Below are 15158 nucleotides of genomic sequence, written 5' to 3' on the forward strand. Positions count from 1 at the left end.
TCAGCATGCGGATACGTCAGTATCTTCGCATCCTGGCGTCAGCTATCCGCCCCGCCTGGCTCGCGCGCCAGCGGCAGGAAATGCCGCCCCTCGCGGTCGTCAATATCGATAATCCATAGATCCGGATCGAAGCGCAGCTCACGCTGCAATTTCTCCCAGGCGCCCGCCGGCGTCGGCTCCGCCAGGGCGATCTCGGAGAACAGCCGTTCGCCATCATCGGCGTCTGCGGCGAACACCTGCGGCGCCGGTCCAAACAGCCTGGCCGCGCCATCCATCAGGTCGAGCCGCACGAAGATCGCCCCGGCCTCCGCCGCGCCACGCCGCAACAGCGTGGCGGCGACCCCCGCTGCCGCACAGCGACGGAGATGGGCGGACACCCAGAAATCAGAGCGCAAGCGTGCCGACATCGCCTCTCCCGTCAGCGCGTCGGCGGCAGCGGCGCACTGGCCGACGCAGCCGTAGAGGCCGTCACCCGGGCCGCCGGGGCCGCCACGCCGCCGCTGGCCGACAGCGCCTTCAACGTCGCCGGGCCCAGCTCGCCAGTCACCGGCAGTCCCTTGGCCTTCTGGAAGCGCTCAATAGCCGCCCGGGTCCCCGGCCCCATCTTGCCGTCAGCGGCCAGCTGACCAAAACCGAGCCTCGCCAGCTGCTTTTGCGCCGTCATAACCTGTGGCGACGGGGCCAGGGGCGCGGCGACCGCCCCTGCCTGAGCCGCGACCGACGCCGCAACTGGCTGCGCACTGTTCGCGACGGCGCCACCGGCCCCTGCATTGGCCGCCGGCCGCTGCGGCGGCATCGGCGCGCCGCCGGCGCGCAGCAGATCGCCGATGGCATCCTGATTGCGCGCCGCCGCTACGGGCGCCGGCGCGACGGAACCGGTCGCGGCGCCCCCCGCCAGCTGCGCGGCGATCAGGTCGGTTCCGCTGGCAGATGCGTTCGTTGGAGCATTCGCTGGCGCGCTGGCGGCGGCGCTGGCCTGTGACCGCGCAACAGGCGCCGCCGGTGGACGCGCCACCACCGCCTCAGCCGGGCGAACGGCGGCGGCCCTGGGGCCGACGCTGGTCGGCTGGGCGCCGCTGAACGAGCCAAACAATGGATTGGGGTGGTCGCCATCCTGCAGCGCCAGCGCATTGATCATCACGCCGAGCGTCACGGTCAGCGCCACCACACCCAGGGCCAGGCGTCCGGTGCGGATCGGCGCCAGCCAGCTGACGCTGGACATCAGTCCGGCCCGCCCGCCACGACGCCCGCCGGCAAATTCGCCGCCATGCCGCCGCGCCGCATGGCCGCCTTGCTGACCAGAAAAGCCAGCCGCCGGCTGGGAGGCGCGGGGATCACGACGCTCGGCGCGCATGAAGTCATTTCTTGAACTGGCGAGGGCTTCACGCAAGGCAGGGCACCATCATCTGTGTCGCGACCGTTGCTCCGGCGCTGGTGTCATTGGTCGCGGGCGTGAGGCCATCTGGCAGCGTGACGCAGGCGAGCGTGCCGCCGCCGTCGCCAGGCCCGATGCTGAGGCCGCCGCCCTGCAGGCTGGCGAGCGAGCGCACCAGCGTCAGGCCGAGCCCGAGGCCAGTCTGCTCGCGCCGCCGGGATTCCTCAAGGCCAATGCCGGTATCGGCGACATACAGCAAAAGATCGCCGTCATTGCGGCTGATCCACACCCGCACCTCGCCGCCAGGCGGGGTGAATTTGATGGCGTTGGACAGAAGATTGAGCAGGATCTGCCGCACCGCGCGCGGGTCACAATACATATCGAGACCGATCACCGGCGGCGGTGGGCACAGGGTGACGCCACGGGCGGCGGCGTCAGGCCGGACAAACTCGCAGCACAGCCGCGCCAGCGCGTTGACGTCGAGCACGTCACGCACGCTGGACGGTGCGGCGAGGCCGTGGGCGCCGCTGTCGAGCGCGGCGGCGATCAGCGCATTGAGGTGGCAGGCGGCTTCATGGGCGTTGGCCGACCAGGCGCGGCGCTGCGCCTCGGTCAGATCGCCCGCCCCGGCCAGCATTTCCGTGTAGCCCATCAGAGCCGACAGCGGCGTGCGTAATTCATGACCGAGCACGGCCATGGCGTCGTTGTGCGGGGCATGCGCCTCGTCGCCACGCGCGGCGGCCGCCGGCGCCGCATGCGCGCCCGCACCCCCGAAAAACAAGCTCATGGCCCGCAGGACCCTGGCTGCTGCAAGCGTGCGCACTCCCGCCGCTCCTTCAACATGACCCAGCCACGCTGTGGTCGCCGTCGCTTCCGTTGCGGCTTGCACCGCGACGCTCCCGGACAATGGCACGGGCCCGTTTACGCAATGCTAAAGCGCTTGCGAAACAGTAGCCCTCGCGTCAGCCATCCACAGTCGACGCCGCGCCATCCCGGCCATTGCCGCAAGGTGATCAGGGGCGAGCGCAGCCAGACCCCGCCCACCCCGGGCCGCCAGCCCGGCCAGAACGACGGAGCACGCCATGATGCGCCTGATCAAATGCGCCCTGTGCATCGCCCTCGTCTATCTGCTGTCGCCGCTCAACGGTCTGAGCGAGCGTGAGACGCTTGATGGCGTGGCAAGGCTGGCCATCGGCGCCCAGACGCTGGCGCCCGAGGCGGCCAGGGCGATATCCGCGTCCCGCCCAACCGACCACGCGCCCGCCTCCGACAGCGGCATGCTGCGCCAGCTGGCGGCGGCCTTGCCGATGCTGCTGGCCCTGCTGCCAGCCACGAGCCCATCATCCCCACGCCACGAAGCGACGACAGACAAGGTCACCGTATCGCCGCCCCCGGCCAAAGGCGGCTCCGGCGATCTTTACAGCCAACCCGCGCAGCCAGCGACGCAGCGCCTGACGCCGCCCGAGCGCCCCCGGCCCACGTCGTCGCCCGCCGTCGCCAGGCCCGGCGCCACCAGGTCCACCACCGCCAAGCCCGATACAGCTGAGCCGCGAGGCGCCGCCCTCCGCGCCCCTTGATACCAGTTGAGGCGCGCCAGCCATGGCCACATCAGCCATGGCCAGCCCCGCCCCCGAGCTGTAAAAGGGCCGGAGCAGGGCAAGAGCCGCGTCCGCGTCGCACCACAACCACGGTCCGCGCGGAGCGCCCCGCCCGATCGTTACTGCATCCGACCAATGATGCCGTGACCCAAACTCATGCGCGTGCGAGAGCTTCATGGCGACAGATATCCAGACCATCACCGATGACTTCGCCTTTCTCGACGACTGGGAGGACCGCTACCGCTATCTGATCGAACTCGGTCGCGATCTGGCGCCGCTGCCTGAGGCAGCCCATAACGAGGCCAACAAGGTGCGCGGCTGCGCCAGCCAGGTGTGGCTGGAGAGCCGCATCGAGCAGACCCCGTCCGGCGCCGTGCTGCATTTCGTCGGCGACAGCGACGCCCATATTGTGCGTGGCCTCGTGGCCGTGGCCCTCGCCTTCTTCTCTGGCCGCCCGGCCAGCGAGATCGTCAGCGCCGACGCCCAGGCGCTGTTCCGGCAATTGGGCCTCGCCGAACATTTGACGCCGCAGCGCTCCAACGGCCTCAATTCCATGGTCAACCGCATCAAGGCCGACGCCGCCGCAGCCCTCGCCGGCGCCTGAGGCGGTCGCGGCCAGCGGCTGGTCGCGCTCATGCGCCCGGCGCGCCACGGCCGCGCGGGTTGCTGAGCCCGTAATGGCTGGCCAGCCGCCCCAGCGCCAGGCCCAGCACCACCTTGCCGGCCCGCGCCGGCCAGCGACGCTCGCGTTCGACCTGCTCCAGCCCCTTAAGGAAGCCGCAGACGTCGACCAGCAAGCCGGCGAATTCCGGGCCCACCGCGTCAAGCGCCCGTCGCACCCGCACGCGCGCGGCGATGGCGAGGTCCGAGGCCCCAAGATCAAACGCCCCCGCTCCGCCGCCCCGGCCAGGTCGCAGCCAGTCCACCGTCATGCGCGGCGTCATCTGCGCCCGCTCCATATCGGCGCGCAGCCGCTCGCCCGCCACAAACGCCGCCTCATCGATCAACGCCACGCCATCGCGGCTACGCCGTCGCCGCAACCAGGCCAGCGGGCTCTCCTTGTGGTTCACCGCCACCTGCACGCGCGCCCCGTCCACGAACATCCCGGCCATGCCAATGTCCTGATGCTGCGCGGCGAAGGGCTGTGCTGGCGCCTCCGCCCGCGCCAGATGCGCGCGCCCCGCGTCCGACAGCGCCAGACGCCGCCGCGCGCCGCCTGTCTCTTCCAGTAGCCCGGCGGACAGCATGGCGCTGACCAGCCGCCCCGGCGCCAGCCCACCGCCGAGGCTCACCCCAGCCCCGGCCTCGCCGCCCGCCTTCGCCGCCACGCAGACCATCCAGTCTCCGCCGCCGTCCGGCGCCGGGGCCAGCGTGGCTGGGGCGCGCGCCAGCCGGCGCAACATGGCCAGCATGGCGGCGCCCTGAGCGCCGGCGCGCCCCGCCGTCGTGCTGCGTCGTACGCCGCCTCGATCGCCCTGCGCCCCCCCGCCTCTGGCGCCCGTCGCCGCATCGCCTGACCCTCCGGCCCAGATGTTGTTCACTTTTTGTTCCATGTTCGCTATCCTCTCATGCTGATGTAGCGCCCGTGATGGCGAGGCAATGCTCAGGAGAAGCAGGGGGAATGAGGCGTCGTAAAAGGTAGCCTGGCCTCACGCCGCGCGCCGCAATCGCGCCTCGCAACCCTGGCGACCTTGGCGACCTTGGCGACCTTGGCGACCTTGGCGACCTTGGCGACCCTGGCGACGAGGCCGCCTGGCGGATGGCGGATGGCCCTGAGCCTCATGTCCTCGTCTGGCCGACCACCAAAGCCCCAACCGGGCGACCCGGAGCCAGCCCCGTAGCATTAATAGGTATTTATTCCTTTATCCTACATCCAAGTCAAGCGTCCTGTTCGCCGCTCGCCCCCACCGCGCCTTGCCAGCCTGCTGCGGCGATCTTGATTGCGCCACAGGCGCGGCGCATGTCATGCAAGGCTGAGGCGCTGTTCGCCACGCAGCGGCGAGGGTTCGCCATCCAGCCGCGTCAGCATCGCCCCAACCTGGGCGCGCGGCCCCCGCTGGCGATCCCCCCAGCCGCCGCCAGCCGCTCCTGTCGTCCGCTCCCTCTTCGCAACAGGTTTCACATGTCCGCCAGCCGCCCCGCCAATCCGCCAGTCGCCCCGGTCACCCCTGCGCGCCCCACCACCCGGTTGATCCATGGGGATGAGCTGCGCGACGACTACGCCTGGCTCAAGGCCGACAACTGGCAGGAGGTGCTGAAGAAGCCGAAAAAGCTCCCCGCCGATATCCGCGCTGTGCTCGAGGCCGAGAACACCTATTGCGAAGCGGTGCTCGCCCCTGTCGCCACCCTGCGCAAGCAGCTGGTCAAGGAAATGCGGGCCCGCATCCGCGAGGACGACGCCGAGGTTCCGGCCCCCGATGGGCCATGGCTGTGGTACGAGCGCTATGAAACCGGGGCCGAGCACGGCCTGGTCTGCAGGCGTCCCCGCGCTGGCGGCGCCGAACAGGTGCTCATCGACGCCAACGCCCTGGCCGAGGGCAAGCCGTTCTTCGATCTCGCCGCCGCCGATCACGCCCCCGATTTCAGCCACATCGGCTGGAGCCTCGACGACAAGGGATCGGAATATTACACGATCCGCGTGCGCCGGATGAGCGACGACGGCAGCTTCACCGATCTTGACGATGTGGTGGTCGACACCACCGGCGAGCTGGTCTGGCAGGCCGACAGCGCCGGCTTCTTCTACGTGATGAACGACGACAATCACCGGCCCAGCAAGGTGTTCCTGCACCGCCTTGACCAGCCGCAAGCATCCGACCGGCTGATCTATGAGGAAGCCGACGCCGGCTGGTTCGTCAATCTCGACCAGACCCAGTCAGGCCGCTACCTGCTGATCGGCGCCGGCGACCATGAGACCAGCGAGACCTGGCTGGTTGACCTGCACTCAGCCGAGGCCACGCCCCAGCTGGTCGCCGCCCGCACGCCGCAGGTGATGTATGACGTCGACCACCACGGCGACGCGCTGATCATCTGCACCAACGCCGATGGCGCCGAAGACTTCAAGCTGGTCACCGCGCCGCTCAGCGCCCCAGACCGGAGCAACTGGCGCGATCTCATGCCCTACCGCCCCGGCGTGATGATCCTGTCGCATGTGGCCTTCGCCCGCCATCTGGCCCGCATGGAGCGCGAGGACGCCCGGCCGCGCATCATCATCCGCGACCTGGCCAGCGGCGAGGAGCACGCCATCAGCTTCGATGAAGAGGCCTATGGCCTTGGCCTCGACAGCGGGCTTGAGTTCGACACCAATGAGGTCCGCTTCACTTACGCCTCGCTGACCACCCCCGCCGCGACCTACGCCTATGACATGGCGAGCCGCAGCCGCACCCTGCTCAAGCAGCAGGAGGTGCCGTCGGGGCACGACCCGCAGGATTATGTCACCCGCCGCATCTTCGCCACGGCGCCGGATGGCGCGCTGGTGCCCGTGTCGCTGCTGCACCACAAGGATACGCCGATCGACGGATCGGCGCCGGCCCTGGTCTATGGCTATGGCGCCTATGGCAGCGCCATGTCGGCGGCGTTCCGCACCAATCCGCTGTCGCTGGTCAATCGCGGCTTCGTCTACGCCATCGCCCATGTCCGTGGCGGCACGGAGAAAGGCTGGGCCTGGTACCTCAACGGCAAGCGCGAACACAAGACCAACACCTTCACCGATTTCATCGCGGTCTGCCACGCGCTGGCCGAGGCCGGCTATACGGCGCCAGGCCGCATCGTCGCCCATGGCGGCAGCGCCGGCGGCATGCTGATGGGAGCGATCGCCAATCTGGCGCCGGAGCTGTTCGCCGGCATCATCGCCGACGTGCCCTTCGTCGACGTGCTCAACACCATGCTCGACGACAGCCTGCCCCTCACCCCGCCGGAATGGCCGGAGTGGGGCAATCCGGGCGAGAGCGCAGACGCCTTCGCCCTGATCCGCTCCTACGCCCCCTATGAGCAGGTCCGCGCCCAGGCCTATCCCGCCATCCTGGCGCTCGGCGGCCTCACCGACCCGCGCGTCACCTATTGGGAGCCGGCCAAATGGGTCGCCCGCCTGCGCGCCGCCATGACCGGCGGCGGCCCCATCCTGTGCAAGATCAATATGGAGGCCGGCCACGGCGGCGCCTCGGGCCGCTTCGACACCCTGAAGGAGGTCGCGCTGATGTATGCCTTCGCCCTGCAGGCCGTCCGGGGATTTGACCGGCCAGCCGCCAGCTGACCCTGACAGAATAGCGCCGACATACAAAAAGGGCCCCGCAAGGAGCCCTTTTCTGCATCTGGGCCCATGGCCCGCCTGCGCCTCAATCTGCCAGCGCTCTGCATCGATCGGGAGCGTCCGGGATGAGCGTCCAGGAAGGGCGTCTCAGCTGCGCCACGCCCCTTGCCCCTTGGCGGCGCAGGTCAGCTGCGACCGCCGCCGCCCATATGCGCCTTGAGCGCGTCGAGCGAGGCGAAGTGCAACACGCCCTCCGGCGTCTGCGCCTCAATCGACCCATCCGCATACATCACATAGTGAACGCCGCCAGCCGTATAGCTGCCGACCACGCCGGGCGGCCCGGCGGGCGCAGCGCTGGCGGGCGACGCAGGCGCGTCAGGCGGTGCCTCAGCGGCATCCTTCGGACGCTCCGTCGCGCCGGACGTCGCCTCGCTAGCGCTCCCCGATAGGGAGCCAGGCACTTTGGCCGCTCCCGCTCCGGACGATGCGCCGGCCAGCGCAGACGCCGGCGCCCGCGCAGCCGGTCGCTCTGGAAACACCACGCCGCTCGCCGCCGATGGGGCCGCCGACGGCCTCGCCGGGGCGAGGCCCGACGTATTCGTGGGCTCTACGGATGCGGCGCCGGTGGCGGCGGCAGAGGGACCTGCAGCGGCGAGCCCCGCCAGTTGCGACGTTGGTATGGCGGCTGGGCGCGGCGCAGGGCGCTGCGGAAACAGCGGCCCGCCTGCCGGGGCGGCGTCTGACGGCCTGGCCGTCGACGCCCCCTCGGTCCCCGTTGCGCCCTCAGCCGGCTCGGCGGCTTTGCTGGCCCGCCGGCCAAACAGCGAGCCGATCCGCGCCGCCAGATCGGCCTTTGGCGCAGGCTCTCCGGCGGAGCGCCCGGCAGCTGCGGTCGTCACCACGGGCGTCGACAGGGCTGCGCCCGGAGAGCCTGCGCCCGGCGAGGCCGCAGCCGCAGGCGTCGTTGTCATCGGCGTCGCCGCCGGTCCCAGCGGCTTGCCCGCGTCAACGCCGCGCGACGCCGCCCCAGTCGCCGCAGTCGCCCCGGAGGGCGCCAATCCCCCAGCGGCGCCAGCCAGTGGCGCTGCGGGCGTTGGTTTGGCCTGCTGCTCGCCGCCTGGCGCTAGCGCCGCCGGACCACGCAAAGTCGGCTCGCTGCGCCGCAGGGGCCGCGAGGCCAAAGGATGATCCAGCGGCGAGGCCGGCGTCGGCCGGGTCGCGAGGCCAGACAGCGGCCGAGCCAAATCTGATAGCGGCCGCGCCAGATCTGACAGCGGCTTTCCAGGCTGCGCCGCCGGAGCGTCCGCCACAGGCGTCGCGTCCTGCTTCAGGCCAGCGTCTGTCTCGCCCGTTGACGGACCAACCGCAGACGGGGTCGCGTCAGCATGAGGCGCAGCCGCCCGGCCAGCCCCCAGCCCTGCCAGCCCGCTGGTGACGCCGCCCGGACGCAGCAGATCATTGAGGCGCCCCTCAACCGCCGCAGGGATCGATGCGGCCTTCGACGCCGGCTGGGCGGCAGGCGCATCCTGACCAGCGACCTCGCTGGGCCCGGAGCCGGGCTGCAGCCCTGCGGGCGCGTCGCCGCTCGCTGCTGCACGCGGGCCAGCCGCGGGCGTCGCCAGCGCAGGCGCGGCGCGGTCGAGGCCAGACGTTTTGGAAGACGGCTGCTCAACGGGCCTGGCCGTGGGCGCGGTCAAAGGCTTGCTCACAGGAGCGCCAATGGGCGCGCCAGCAGGTTTGGCGGCGGGCTGCGCCAGCTGTGCCCCGACGGCGCCGGGCTCCGGCGCGCGCGTCTGCCCGCTGCGGTCGGGCATCTGGTCGCGCGGCGCAGTCTGTGGCGTCGCCATCGCCCCTGGCATGCTCAGGTCGGACAAAGGCGGCCTGGACGCAGCAGGCTGGCCCGCCGCGCCCTCGGGCGCAGCCACTCCAGGCGCAGTCGGCGTCGCCCCAGCGCTTGCGTCAGCAGCGGTAACGGCAGCGATCGACGCCCCCCGTTCGGCGGCAGGCGTCGGCGCCGCGACGCGCCGCTGGGCTGACGTGATCGCTGGCGCGATGGCCGCCGCGCCCGGTTCCGGCTTCAGCGCAGCTGGCGTGTCCCGTCCACTAGACGCCGTCGTGCCGGGCGCCGGTTGCAAACCATCCGGGCTGGCCGCAGCTGGCGCCGTCGCAGACGCGACCGCCGCCACATCCCGGGGCGCCTCCTCGACAATGCCGGCTTCCAACAGATCCGGCAGCTGCTTCAGCGTGCGCACCACCATGGCCAGCGCGAACACAATGGCCGATCCGGTCAGATACATGCTGCCAGAGATCACCCAGGTCCAGCCGCGCTCCAGCACGATCATAGGTATGCCCCAGGCGAGCGCCCAGGCGCCGCTGAGCGCGAGCACGAGGGCAAGGACATAGAGTATCAGCAGCATACCAACCTCATCCGGTTGCCAGCGGCGGCCACGCGCGGGCGCTGCGCCCGCTCTGTGTCCGCCTGTCCGGCGCACCCCGGCGACCCTCGTCCGCAAGCGGACAGCCGTCCCGGGATCATCCTCATCTATCTGCGCCAGAGCTCACGCCTGACTGCAACGGCCCCATCCGTGCAAAAGCGCGCAAATCCGGCGTATGTGCGGTCACAAACTGGCGATAACCTTGACGCCGCGCCGCAGACCGCTGTCAACGCCCTCGCGGAAAATAGTGAACATAAGCCAAATGCCTGCAACTTCTTCAGGCAGATGGCCGATTTTCTGCGGACAACCGCCACCACCCCCGCATCACGCCCGCCCCGGGGCCGCTGCGCACCCGGCGAACCTCGGCGAGGCGCTCGTTCAGGCTCGCCCGGCCGCCATCCACAAAGCCGCCAGGCGACTGGTCGCAGCGCCTTCGGTCGCCTATGTCTGCACTGCGGCTGACTTGCCCGTGTCGTCTGCGGGGCTTAACAAGTTGCCATCGGCTATCACTGCCTGCTGCGGCGGGTGGATTCCAGAAGGAAAGAACACATGACCTTCAAGCTGCCTGAACTTCCGTACGCCTACGACGCGCTTCAGCCCTTCATGTCGAAGGAGACGCTGGAGTACCATCACGACAAGCACCATCTCGCTTATGTCGACAACGGCAACAAGCTGCTCGCCGGCACGGATCTCGAAGGCAAGAGCCTTGAGGAGATCGTGAAGGGCTCCTATGGCAAAAACCAGGCGCTGTTCAACAACGCCGGCCAGCATTACAATCACCTGCACTTCTGGAACTGGATGAAGCCCAATGGCGGCGGCGCCATCCCGGGCGCGCTCGAGAAGAAGATCATCGAAGATCTTGGCTCGGTCGCGAAGTTCAAGGAAGACTTCATCGCCGCTGGCGTCGGCCAGTTCGGTTCGGGCTGGGCCTGGCTCGCCGTCAAGGACGGCAAGCTCGAGATCCAGAAGACCCCGAACGGCGAGAGCCCGCTGGTCAACGGCGCGACCCCGATCCTCGGCGTCGACGTGTGGGAGCACTCCTATTACATCGACTACCGCAACCGCCGCGCCGACTACCTCAAGGCCTTCGTCGAGAGCCTCGTCAACTGGGAATATGTTGAGAAGCTGTTCAACGAAGCCAAGTAAGGGCTGGCGCCAGAACCCGATGAGCATGACTGATCGGGGTCTGGCCAAGCCCGTGCGGCGCCTGAGCATTTAGGGATGCGGATGCGTCAGCATCTTCGCATCCTGGTATGAGAGCGAGGTAAGCCTCGACAGTCTGGCAAGCCCGGTTAGCCCTTCGCGCCAACCGGGCGATGCGAGGCCATTGGTCCGCTCGCGGCCGCGTGGCTTGCCTGATTAAAGCTACAAACGGTCGCCGCCGGCGGCCGTTTTTGCGTTTACGCCGCCTTTGACAGGGCGCTGAATGTGGCCTTCTTAGCCAGATATTCACCCCCGCGCTGTTTGCTCCCCGCGCGCACAGGTCCTGCGCCAGGCGCCTGCGCTCCTGGTCGCTACGCCCAGGGTCCGCGCGCTCACCAACAGCGTGCGCCCGTGCACCGCCCCGCCGGGCGGCGCGCGCTACATCTGCAATGAGGACGCCCGCCGCATGTTGCGCAAGATCCTGTCGTTTAGCGGTTTCACCTTGCTGTCGCGACTGACCGGCTTTGCGCGCGATGTGATGATGGCGGCGGTGATGGGCGCAGGCCCGATCACCGACGCCTTTGTGTTGGCCTTCAAACTACCCAACCATTTCCGCGCCATCTTCGGCGAAGGCGCCTTCAACAATGCCTTTGTGCCGAGCTACGCCCACGAGCGCGAAGCGGGCGGCGCCGAAGCGGCGCGCCTCTTCGCCGACCGGCTGTTCACCGCGATGCTCGTGGTGCAATTGCTGGTGCTGGCCGTGGCGCTGGTGTTCATGCCGCAATTGGTGGCGCTGTTGGCCCCAGGCTTTGTCACCGAGCCGGACAAATACGCCCTCGCCATCACCCTCACCCGCATCACCTTCCCTTATCTGCTGTTTGTCACGCTGGTCACGCTGGTCACTGGCATCCTCAACGCCCGCGACCGCTTTGCCGCCGGCGCCGCGGCCCCGGTGCTGCTCAATCTGGCGATGATCGGCGGCCTCGCCATCGCCTTCCTGTTCCCCAGCGCCGGCCATGCGGTGGCGTGGGCGGTCAGCGTCTCCGGCGCCCTGCAGCTGGCGCTGGTGCTGTTCGACGCCTGGCGGGCGGGCCTTGCGCCGCGCCTGCGCGCCTTCGTCTGGAACGCCCAGATGAGCAAGTTCTTCCGCACCCTGGTTCCGGCGGTGATCGGCTCGGCGGGCGTGCAGATCGCCATGTTCGCCGACACCATCATCGCCACCCTGCTGCCCACTGGCGCTGTCTCGGCGATCTATTTCGCCGACCGCATCTACCAATTGCCGATCGGCGTCATTGGCATCGCCGTCGGCACGGTGATCATGTCGGAGATGAGCCGCCGCCTCGCCGCTGGCGACGAGGCCGGCGCCCACCGGGCCCAAAACCGCGCCATGGCGCTGACGCTGGTGGCGGCGGCGCCCTTCGCCGGCGCCTTCCTGGTCGCGCCGGGGCTGATCATGGAGGCGCTGTTCGCGCGCGGCGCCTTCACCGCCGCCGACGCCCAGGCGGCAGGCCAGGTGCTGGCCGCTTACGCCGTCGGCCTGCCCGCCATCGTGCTGATCCGCTCCGCCGTCTCCAGCTTCTATGGCCGCCGCGATACGGTGACGCCGCTCATCGCCTCGCTCACCGCCGTCGCCGTCAATGTGCTGCTGAAGATCGTGCTGACCAATCGCTATGGCGCGCCGGGCCTCGCGCTGGCCACCAGCGTCGGCGCCTGGGTCAATCTCGGCCTGCTGATCCTGCTCGCCGCCCGACGGGGCTGGATAGGCGCCGACCGGCCCTTCCTGCTGACCCTCGCTTCGGTGGCGCTTGCGGCCTGCGCCCTCGTCGCCGCCGCCTGGGCCCTTGATCCCCATATCGGCGCCCTCGCCAACCAATTGCCCGCATGGCGCAAGGAATCCCATCTGGGAGCGCTGGCGCTCATCGGCCTGATTGTCTACGCAGGATCCTTGCTGGCCGCCCTGCGGCTCAGCGGCGCCCGCCTGCGCGGCCTGCGCTAGCGCAGATCGCGCTCAATCAGCACCGGCGATCACTGACTGTCCCTTAGCGGGCAGCGCCTGCTGATCGATCAGCCGCTGCTGTCTGATCGCCTGGCGCACAAGCCCCGCGCCAGGGCCTGACAGCGGAACATGGGCGCTGGCCGCCGCAAGCTCCGGCCAGCGCCGCAACCTGGCGCGCGCCCCACCGGCGCGCTGTCGCCACGCCGCCCGTTGCGCCATTTGGCGCCAGCCATGGACGAATGACTGTGACCCTCGACCCACTCAGCCAGTTGATCCTGTCAGCATCCGCCTCAGCGGCGCTGGGCGTCGCCGCTTTCGTGCTGTCCATGACCATGCGGCGCCAGCGCAAACACGCCCGCAGCTTCGTTGATCACATCCTGCGCGTCGTCCTGCTGATCGCCATGGTCTACGCCCTGCGCGCCACGGTGGCGTCCGGCCTGGTCTGGCTGCAGCTGCCGCCGCTCAATCCGGAAGTCTACATCACCGGCACAGGCATCGCGGCGTCGCTGATCATCGGTCGCGAACTGTTCGCGCTGATCAACCGCCTCACACACGACCAGATCAACAAGGGCAGCGACCCGACCACCGCCCGCGCCATCGCCCGCATTCTCAAACTCGGCATCGTGCTGGCGGTGCTGCTGATGTTCGGCGAGCATTTTGGCGTCGGCTTCTCTGGCCTGTTGGCCTTTGGCGGCATCGGCGGCATCGCCATCGGCCTCGCCAGCAAGGACATGCTCGGCAATGTCTTCTCAGGCATCATGCTGTTCTTCGACCGGCCGTTTAACATCGGCGACTGGGTGTCCTCGCCGGATCGCAAGATCGAGGGCACGGTGCAGGAGATCGGCTGGCGCATGACGCGGATCCTGACCTTCGACCATCGCCCGCTTTACGTGCCCAATTCGCTCTTCTCCTCGATCAGCGTCGAAAACCCTGGCCGCATGACCAACCGGCGTATCGAGACCAGCATCGGCCTGCGCTATGAGGATGCAGCGGTGCTGGCGCCTGTGGTGCGCGATATCCGCGCCATGCTGCACGCCCACCCCGCCATCGCCCAGGACCAGATCATCCTGGTGAATTTCAATGAATTCGCCGATTCCTCGCTCAACATCATGGTCTATTGCTTCACCCGCACCACCGATTGGGCGGAGTGGCTCAATGTCCAGCAGGATGTGTATCTGCAGTTGATCCGCATCGTCCACGGCCACGGCGCCGATTTCGCCTTCCCGTCGCAGACGCTCTACCCTGCGCCGGACGTCGCTTCGGCGCCAGCCTCCGGCGCAACACAGGGCCTCAGCCAGGACGCCGTTCACGCCATGCTGGCCGCCGCCGCCGCCAAAACCGCCGCGGCCAAAGCAGGCGGAGACAAAGCAGGCGGAGACAAAACGCGCCCAGCAACCAGCGCGCCTGAGCCCGCAGCGGCACAGCATCCCCAATCCGCCGACGCACCGTAATACCAGAGCCCGATGAGTATGACTCATCGGGTTCTGGTTAAGTCCGTGCGGCGCCTGAGCATTTCAGGATGCGGATGCATCAGCATCTTCGCATCCTGGTATAAGTCACGCCCGGTCAGCCCGAGCGACAGCCCCGCCCTGCTCCGCCGCCGTCATCTGGCGGCGAGGCCAGGATCAAACCCAGATGGTCACGCCGGCACCCCCCTGAACCAGTTCACTCCCGCGCTTCACTCTGGCGGTCCACTCTGGCGCTTCACTCTGCCAGCTCTCGCAGACACGTCACTCAGGCTTGGGCACCCGATTGGCCTGGCTCAGGGCGATGCGCCACTGGCCCTGGGCGTCGCGCACATAGAGCACAAGCCATTGGAAGGCTCCGGCCTTGCTCCGGTCCTTGTTGCTAATGATGCTGACGCCGCTGAGCACCGCGGTATCTGGCGCGTAGGTCTCGATCAGCGCCTGATCAGCCGAGGCCAGTTCGATGCCGTTCTGGCCGGACAGCAGAAAGTCGATGCGTTCCTTGCGGGTTTCAGCGCGCCCAGTCTCACGCAGATGCGTGAAGCGGTCGTGATACAGCTTTTCCAGCGTCGCCCGGTCCTTGCGCTGCACCGCCTCGCGCACCTTGCGCCGCAGCGCCATAATCTGCTCGGTGACATCGCCCGTGCGCACATCGGCGATCACGCCATTGCGCCCGGTGGCGGCGCCCACGGGCGTCCCGGTGACGCCAGCCGGCGGCTTGTCGGTGGCATAAGCGCCGCCCAGCGGCGTCAGCGCGGCCAGCGCCGTCCCAATGCCCACCACCGCCGCCATCAGGGCCGTGCCTCGCGTCATGTTCCCATCCCCATCCGGCGCGTTGCCCGCGCCCTGCCGCATCCCGTCGGCGCAGGGCAAATTACCCACGCCGCCCACCGATTGTT

General features: G+C 69.2%; 13 protein-coding genes. 6 read left to right on the top strand and 7 right to left on the bottom strand.

What is annotated here, in order from left to right; translation table 11 throughout:
• Window positions 1-38 precede the first annotated feature (38 nt).
• The 3 genes from AC6A67_RS02065 to AC6A67_RS02075 are packed head-to-tail and all read right to left on the bottom strand — an operon-like array spanning window position 39 to window position 2162.
• On the bottom strand, window positions 39-407 hold the full coding sequence (locus AC6A67_RS02065) for a DUF1491 family protein (RefSeq protein ID WP_498034867.1): 369 nt from the start codon (window positions 405-407) through the stop codon (window positions 39-41).
• A gap of 11 nt (window positions 408-418) precedes the next feature.
• On the bottom strand, window positions 419-1390 hold the full coding sequence (locus AC6A67_RS02070; protein WP_498034868.1) for a peptidoglycan-binding domain-containing protein: 972 nt from the start codon (window positions 1388-1390) through the stop codon (window positions 419-421).
• Window positions 1383-2162: a sensor histidine kinase gene (locus AC6A67_RS02075; RefSeq protein WP_498034869.1), complete on the bottom strand. Its 780-nt coding sequence runs from the start codon at window positions 2160-2162 to the stop codon at window positions 1383-1385. Before AC6A67_RS02075 ends, AC6A67_RS02070 begins: the two co-directional genes overlap by 8 nt.
• 295 nt (window positions 2163-2457) lie before the next feature.
• On the opposite strand from AC6A67_RS02075, the gene AC6A67_RS02080 reads away from it, so the two are divergent.
• Both AC6A67_RS02080 and AC6A67_RS02085 read left to right on the top strand, forming a co-directional pair.
• Window positions 2458-2952, top strand: a complete 495-nt coding sequence (locus AC6A67_RS02080) for a hypothetical protein (RefSeq protein ID WP_498034870.1) — start codon at window positions 2458-2460, stop codon at window positions 2950-2952.
• Window positions 2953-3148: 196 nt separating this feature from the next.
• Window positions 3149-3577, top strand: coding sequence for a SufE family protein (locus AC6A67_RS02085; RefSeq protein WP_498034871.1), 429 nt, complete (start codon window positions 3149-3151; stop codon window positions 3575-3577).
• A 28-nt stretch (window positions 3578-3605) separates the two neighbouring features.
• Here the strand turns inward: AC6A67_RS02085 and AC6A67_RS02090 are convergent, their stop codons facing one another.
• Both AC6A67_RS02090 and AC6A67_RS02095 read right to left on the bottom strand, forming a co-directional pair.
• Window positions 3606-4526: a DUF6456 domain-containing protein gene (locus tag AC6A67_RS02090; protein WP_498034872.1), complete on the bottom strand. Its 921-nt coding sequence runs from the start codon at window positions 4524-4526 to the stop codon at window positions 3606-3608.
• A 50-nt stretch (window positions 4527-4576) separates the two neighbouring features.
• Window positions 4577-4756: a hypothetical protein gene (locus AC6A67_RS02095; RefSeq protein ID WP_498034873.1), complete on the bottom strand. Its 180-nt coding sequence runs from the start codon at window positions 4754-4756 to the stop codon at window positions 4577-4579.
• A 339-nt stretch (window positions 4757-5095) separates the two neighbouring features.
• Here AC6A67_RS02095 and AC6A67_RS02100 point away from each other — a divergent pair, with 339 nt between their 5' ends.
• Window positions 5096-7222, top strand: a complete 2127-nt coding sequence (locus AC6A67_RS02100; protein ID WP_498034874.1) for a S9 family peptidase — start codon at window positions 5096-5098, stop codon at window positions 7220-7222.
• A gap of 182 nt (window positions 7223-7404) precedes the next feature.
• On the opposite strand, the gene AC6A67_RS02105 is transcribed toward AC6A67_RS02100, so the two are convergent.
• Complete coding sequence (locus AC6A67_RS02105) at window positions 7405-9636, bottom strand: hypothetical protein (RefSeq protein WP_498034875.1); 2232 nt, start codon at window positions 9634-9636, stop codon at window positions 7405-7407.
• Window positions 9637-10203: 567 nt separating this feature from the next.
• Here AC6A67_RS02105 and AC6A67_RS02110 point away from each other — a divergent pair.
• The 3 genes from AC6A67_RS02110 to AC6A67_RS02120 all read left to right on the top strand — a co-directional run bounded on the left by AC6A67_RS02110 (window position 10204) and on the right by AC6A67_RS02120 (window position 14244).
• The gene (locus tag AC6A67_RS02110) at window positions 10204-10800 is read left to right on the top strand and encodes a superoxide dismutase (protein WP_498034876.1); all 597 of its coding nucleotides are present in this window, start codon (window positions 10204-10206) and stop codon (window positions 10798-10800) included.
• Window positions 10801-11263: 463 nt separating this feature from the next.
• Window positions 11264-12793 (top strand): murein biosynthesis integral membrane protein MurJ, encoded by a 1530-nt coding sequence (murJ, locus tag AC6A67_RS02115; RefSeq protein ID WP_498034877.1) that lies wholly within the window; start codon window positions 11264-11266, stop codon window positions 12791-12793.
• Window positions 12794-13038: 245 nt separating this feature from the next.
• On the top strand, window positions 13039-14244 hold the full coding sequence (locus AC6A67_RS02120; RefSeq protein WP_498034878.1) for a mechanosensitive ion channel family protein: 1206 nt from the start codon (window positions 13039-13041) through the stop codon (window positions 14242-14244).
• A gap of 279 nt (window positions 14245-14523) precedes the next feature.
• Here the strand turns inward: AC6A67_RS02120 and AC6A67_RS02125 are convergent, their stop codons facing one another.
• On the bottom strand, window positions 14524-15072 hold the full coding sequence (locus AC6A67_RS02125) for a nuclear transport factor 2 family protein (protein WP_498034879.1): 549 nt from the start codon (window positions 15070-15072) through the stop codon (window positions 14524-14526).
• Window positions 15073-15158 lie beyond the last annotated feature (86 nt).

Source organism: Camelimonas sp. FR25 (genome assembly GCF_059740505.1).

Excerpts from the sequence above, each read along its gene's own strand:
- AC6A67_RS02080 (WP_498034870.1), top strand. The coding sequence starts at position 2,458 with ATGATGCGCCTGATCAAATGCGCCCTGTGCATCGCCCTCGTCTATCTG.
- AC6A67_RS02090 (WP_498034872.1), bottom strand. The coding sequence starts at position 4,526 with ATGGAACAAAAAGTGAACAACATCTGGGCCGGAGGGTCAGGCGATGCG.
- AC6A67_RS02105 (WP_498034875.1), bottom strand. The coding sequence starts at position 9,636 with ATGCTGCTGATACTCTATGTCCTTGCCCTCGTGCTCGCGCTCAGCGGC.
- AC6A67_RS02110 (WP_498034876.1), top strand. The coding sequence starts at position 10,204 with ATGACCTTCAAGCTGCCTGAACTTCCGTACGCCTACGACGCGCTTCAG.
- murJ (WP_498034877.1), top strand. The coding sequence starts at position 11,264 with ATGTTGCGCAAGATCCTGTCGTTTAGCGGTTTCACCTTGCTGTCGCGA.
- AC6A67_RS02085 (WP_498034871.1), top strand. The coding sequence starts at position 3,149 with ATGGCGACAGATATCCAGACCATCACCGATGACTTCGCCTTTCTCGAC.
- AC6A67_RS02075 (WP_498034869.1), bottom strand. The coding sequence starts at position 2,162 with ATGAGCTTGTTTTTCGGGGGTGCGGGCGCGCATGCGGCGCCGGCGGCC.
- AC6A67_RS02125 (WP_498034879.1), bottom strand. The coding sequence starts at position 15,072 with ATGACGCGAGGCACGGCCCTGATGGCGGCGGTGGTGGGCATTGGGACG.
- AC6A67_RS02095 (WP_498034873.1), bottom strand. The coding sequence starts at position 4,756 with ATGAGGCTCAGGGCCATCCGCCATCCGCCAGGCGGCCTCGTCGCCAGG.
- AC6A67_RS02065 (WP_498034867.1), bottom strand. The coding sequence starts at position 407 with ATGTCGGCACGCTTGCGCTCTGATTTCTGGGTGTCCGCCCATCTCCGT.
- AC6A67_RS02100 (WP_498034874.1), top strand. The coding sequence starts at position 5,096 with ATGTCCGCCAGCCGCCCCGCCAATCCGCCAGTCGCCCCGGTCACCCCT.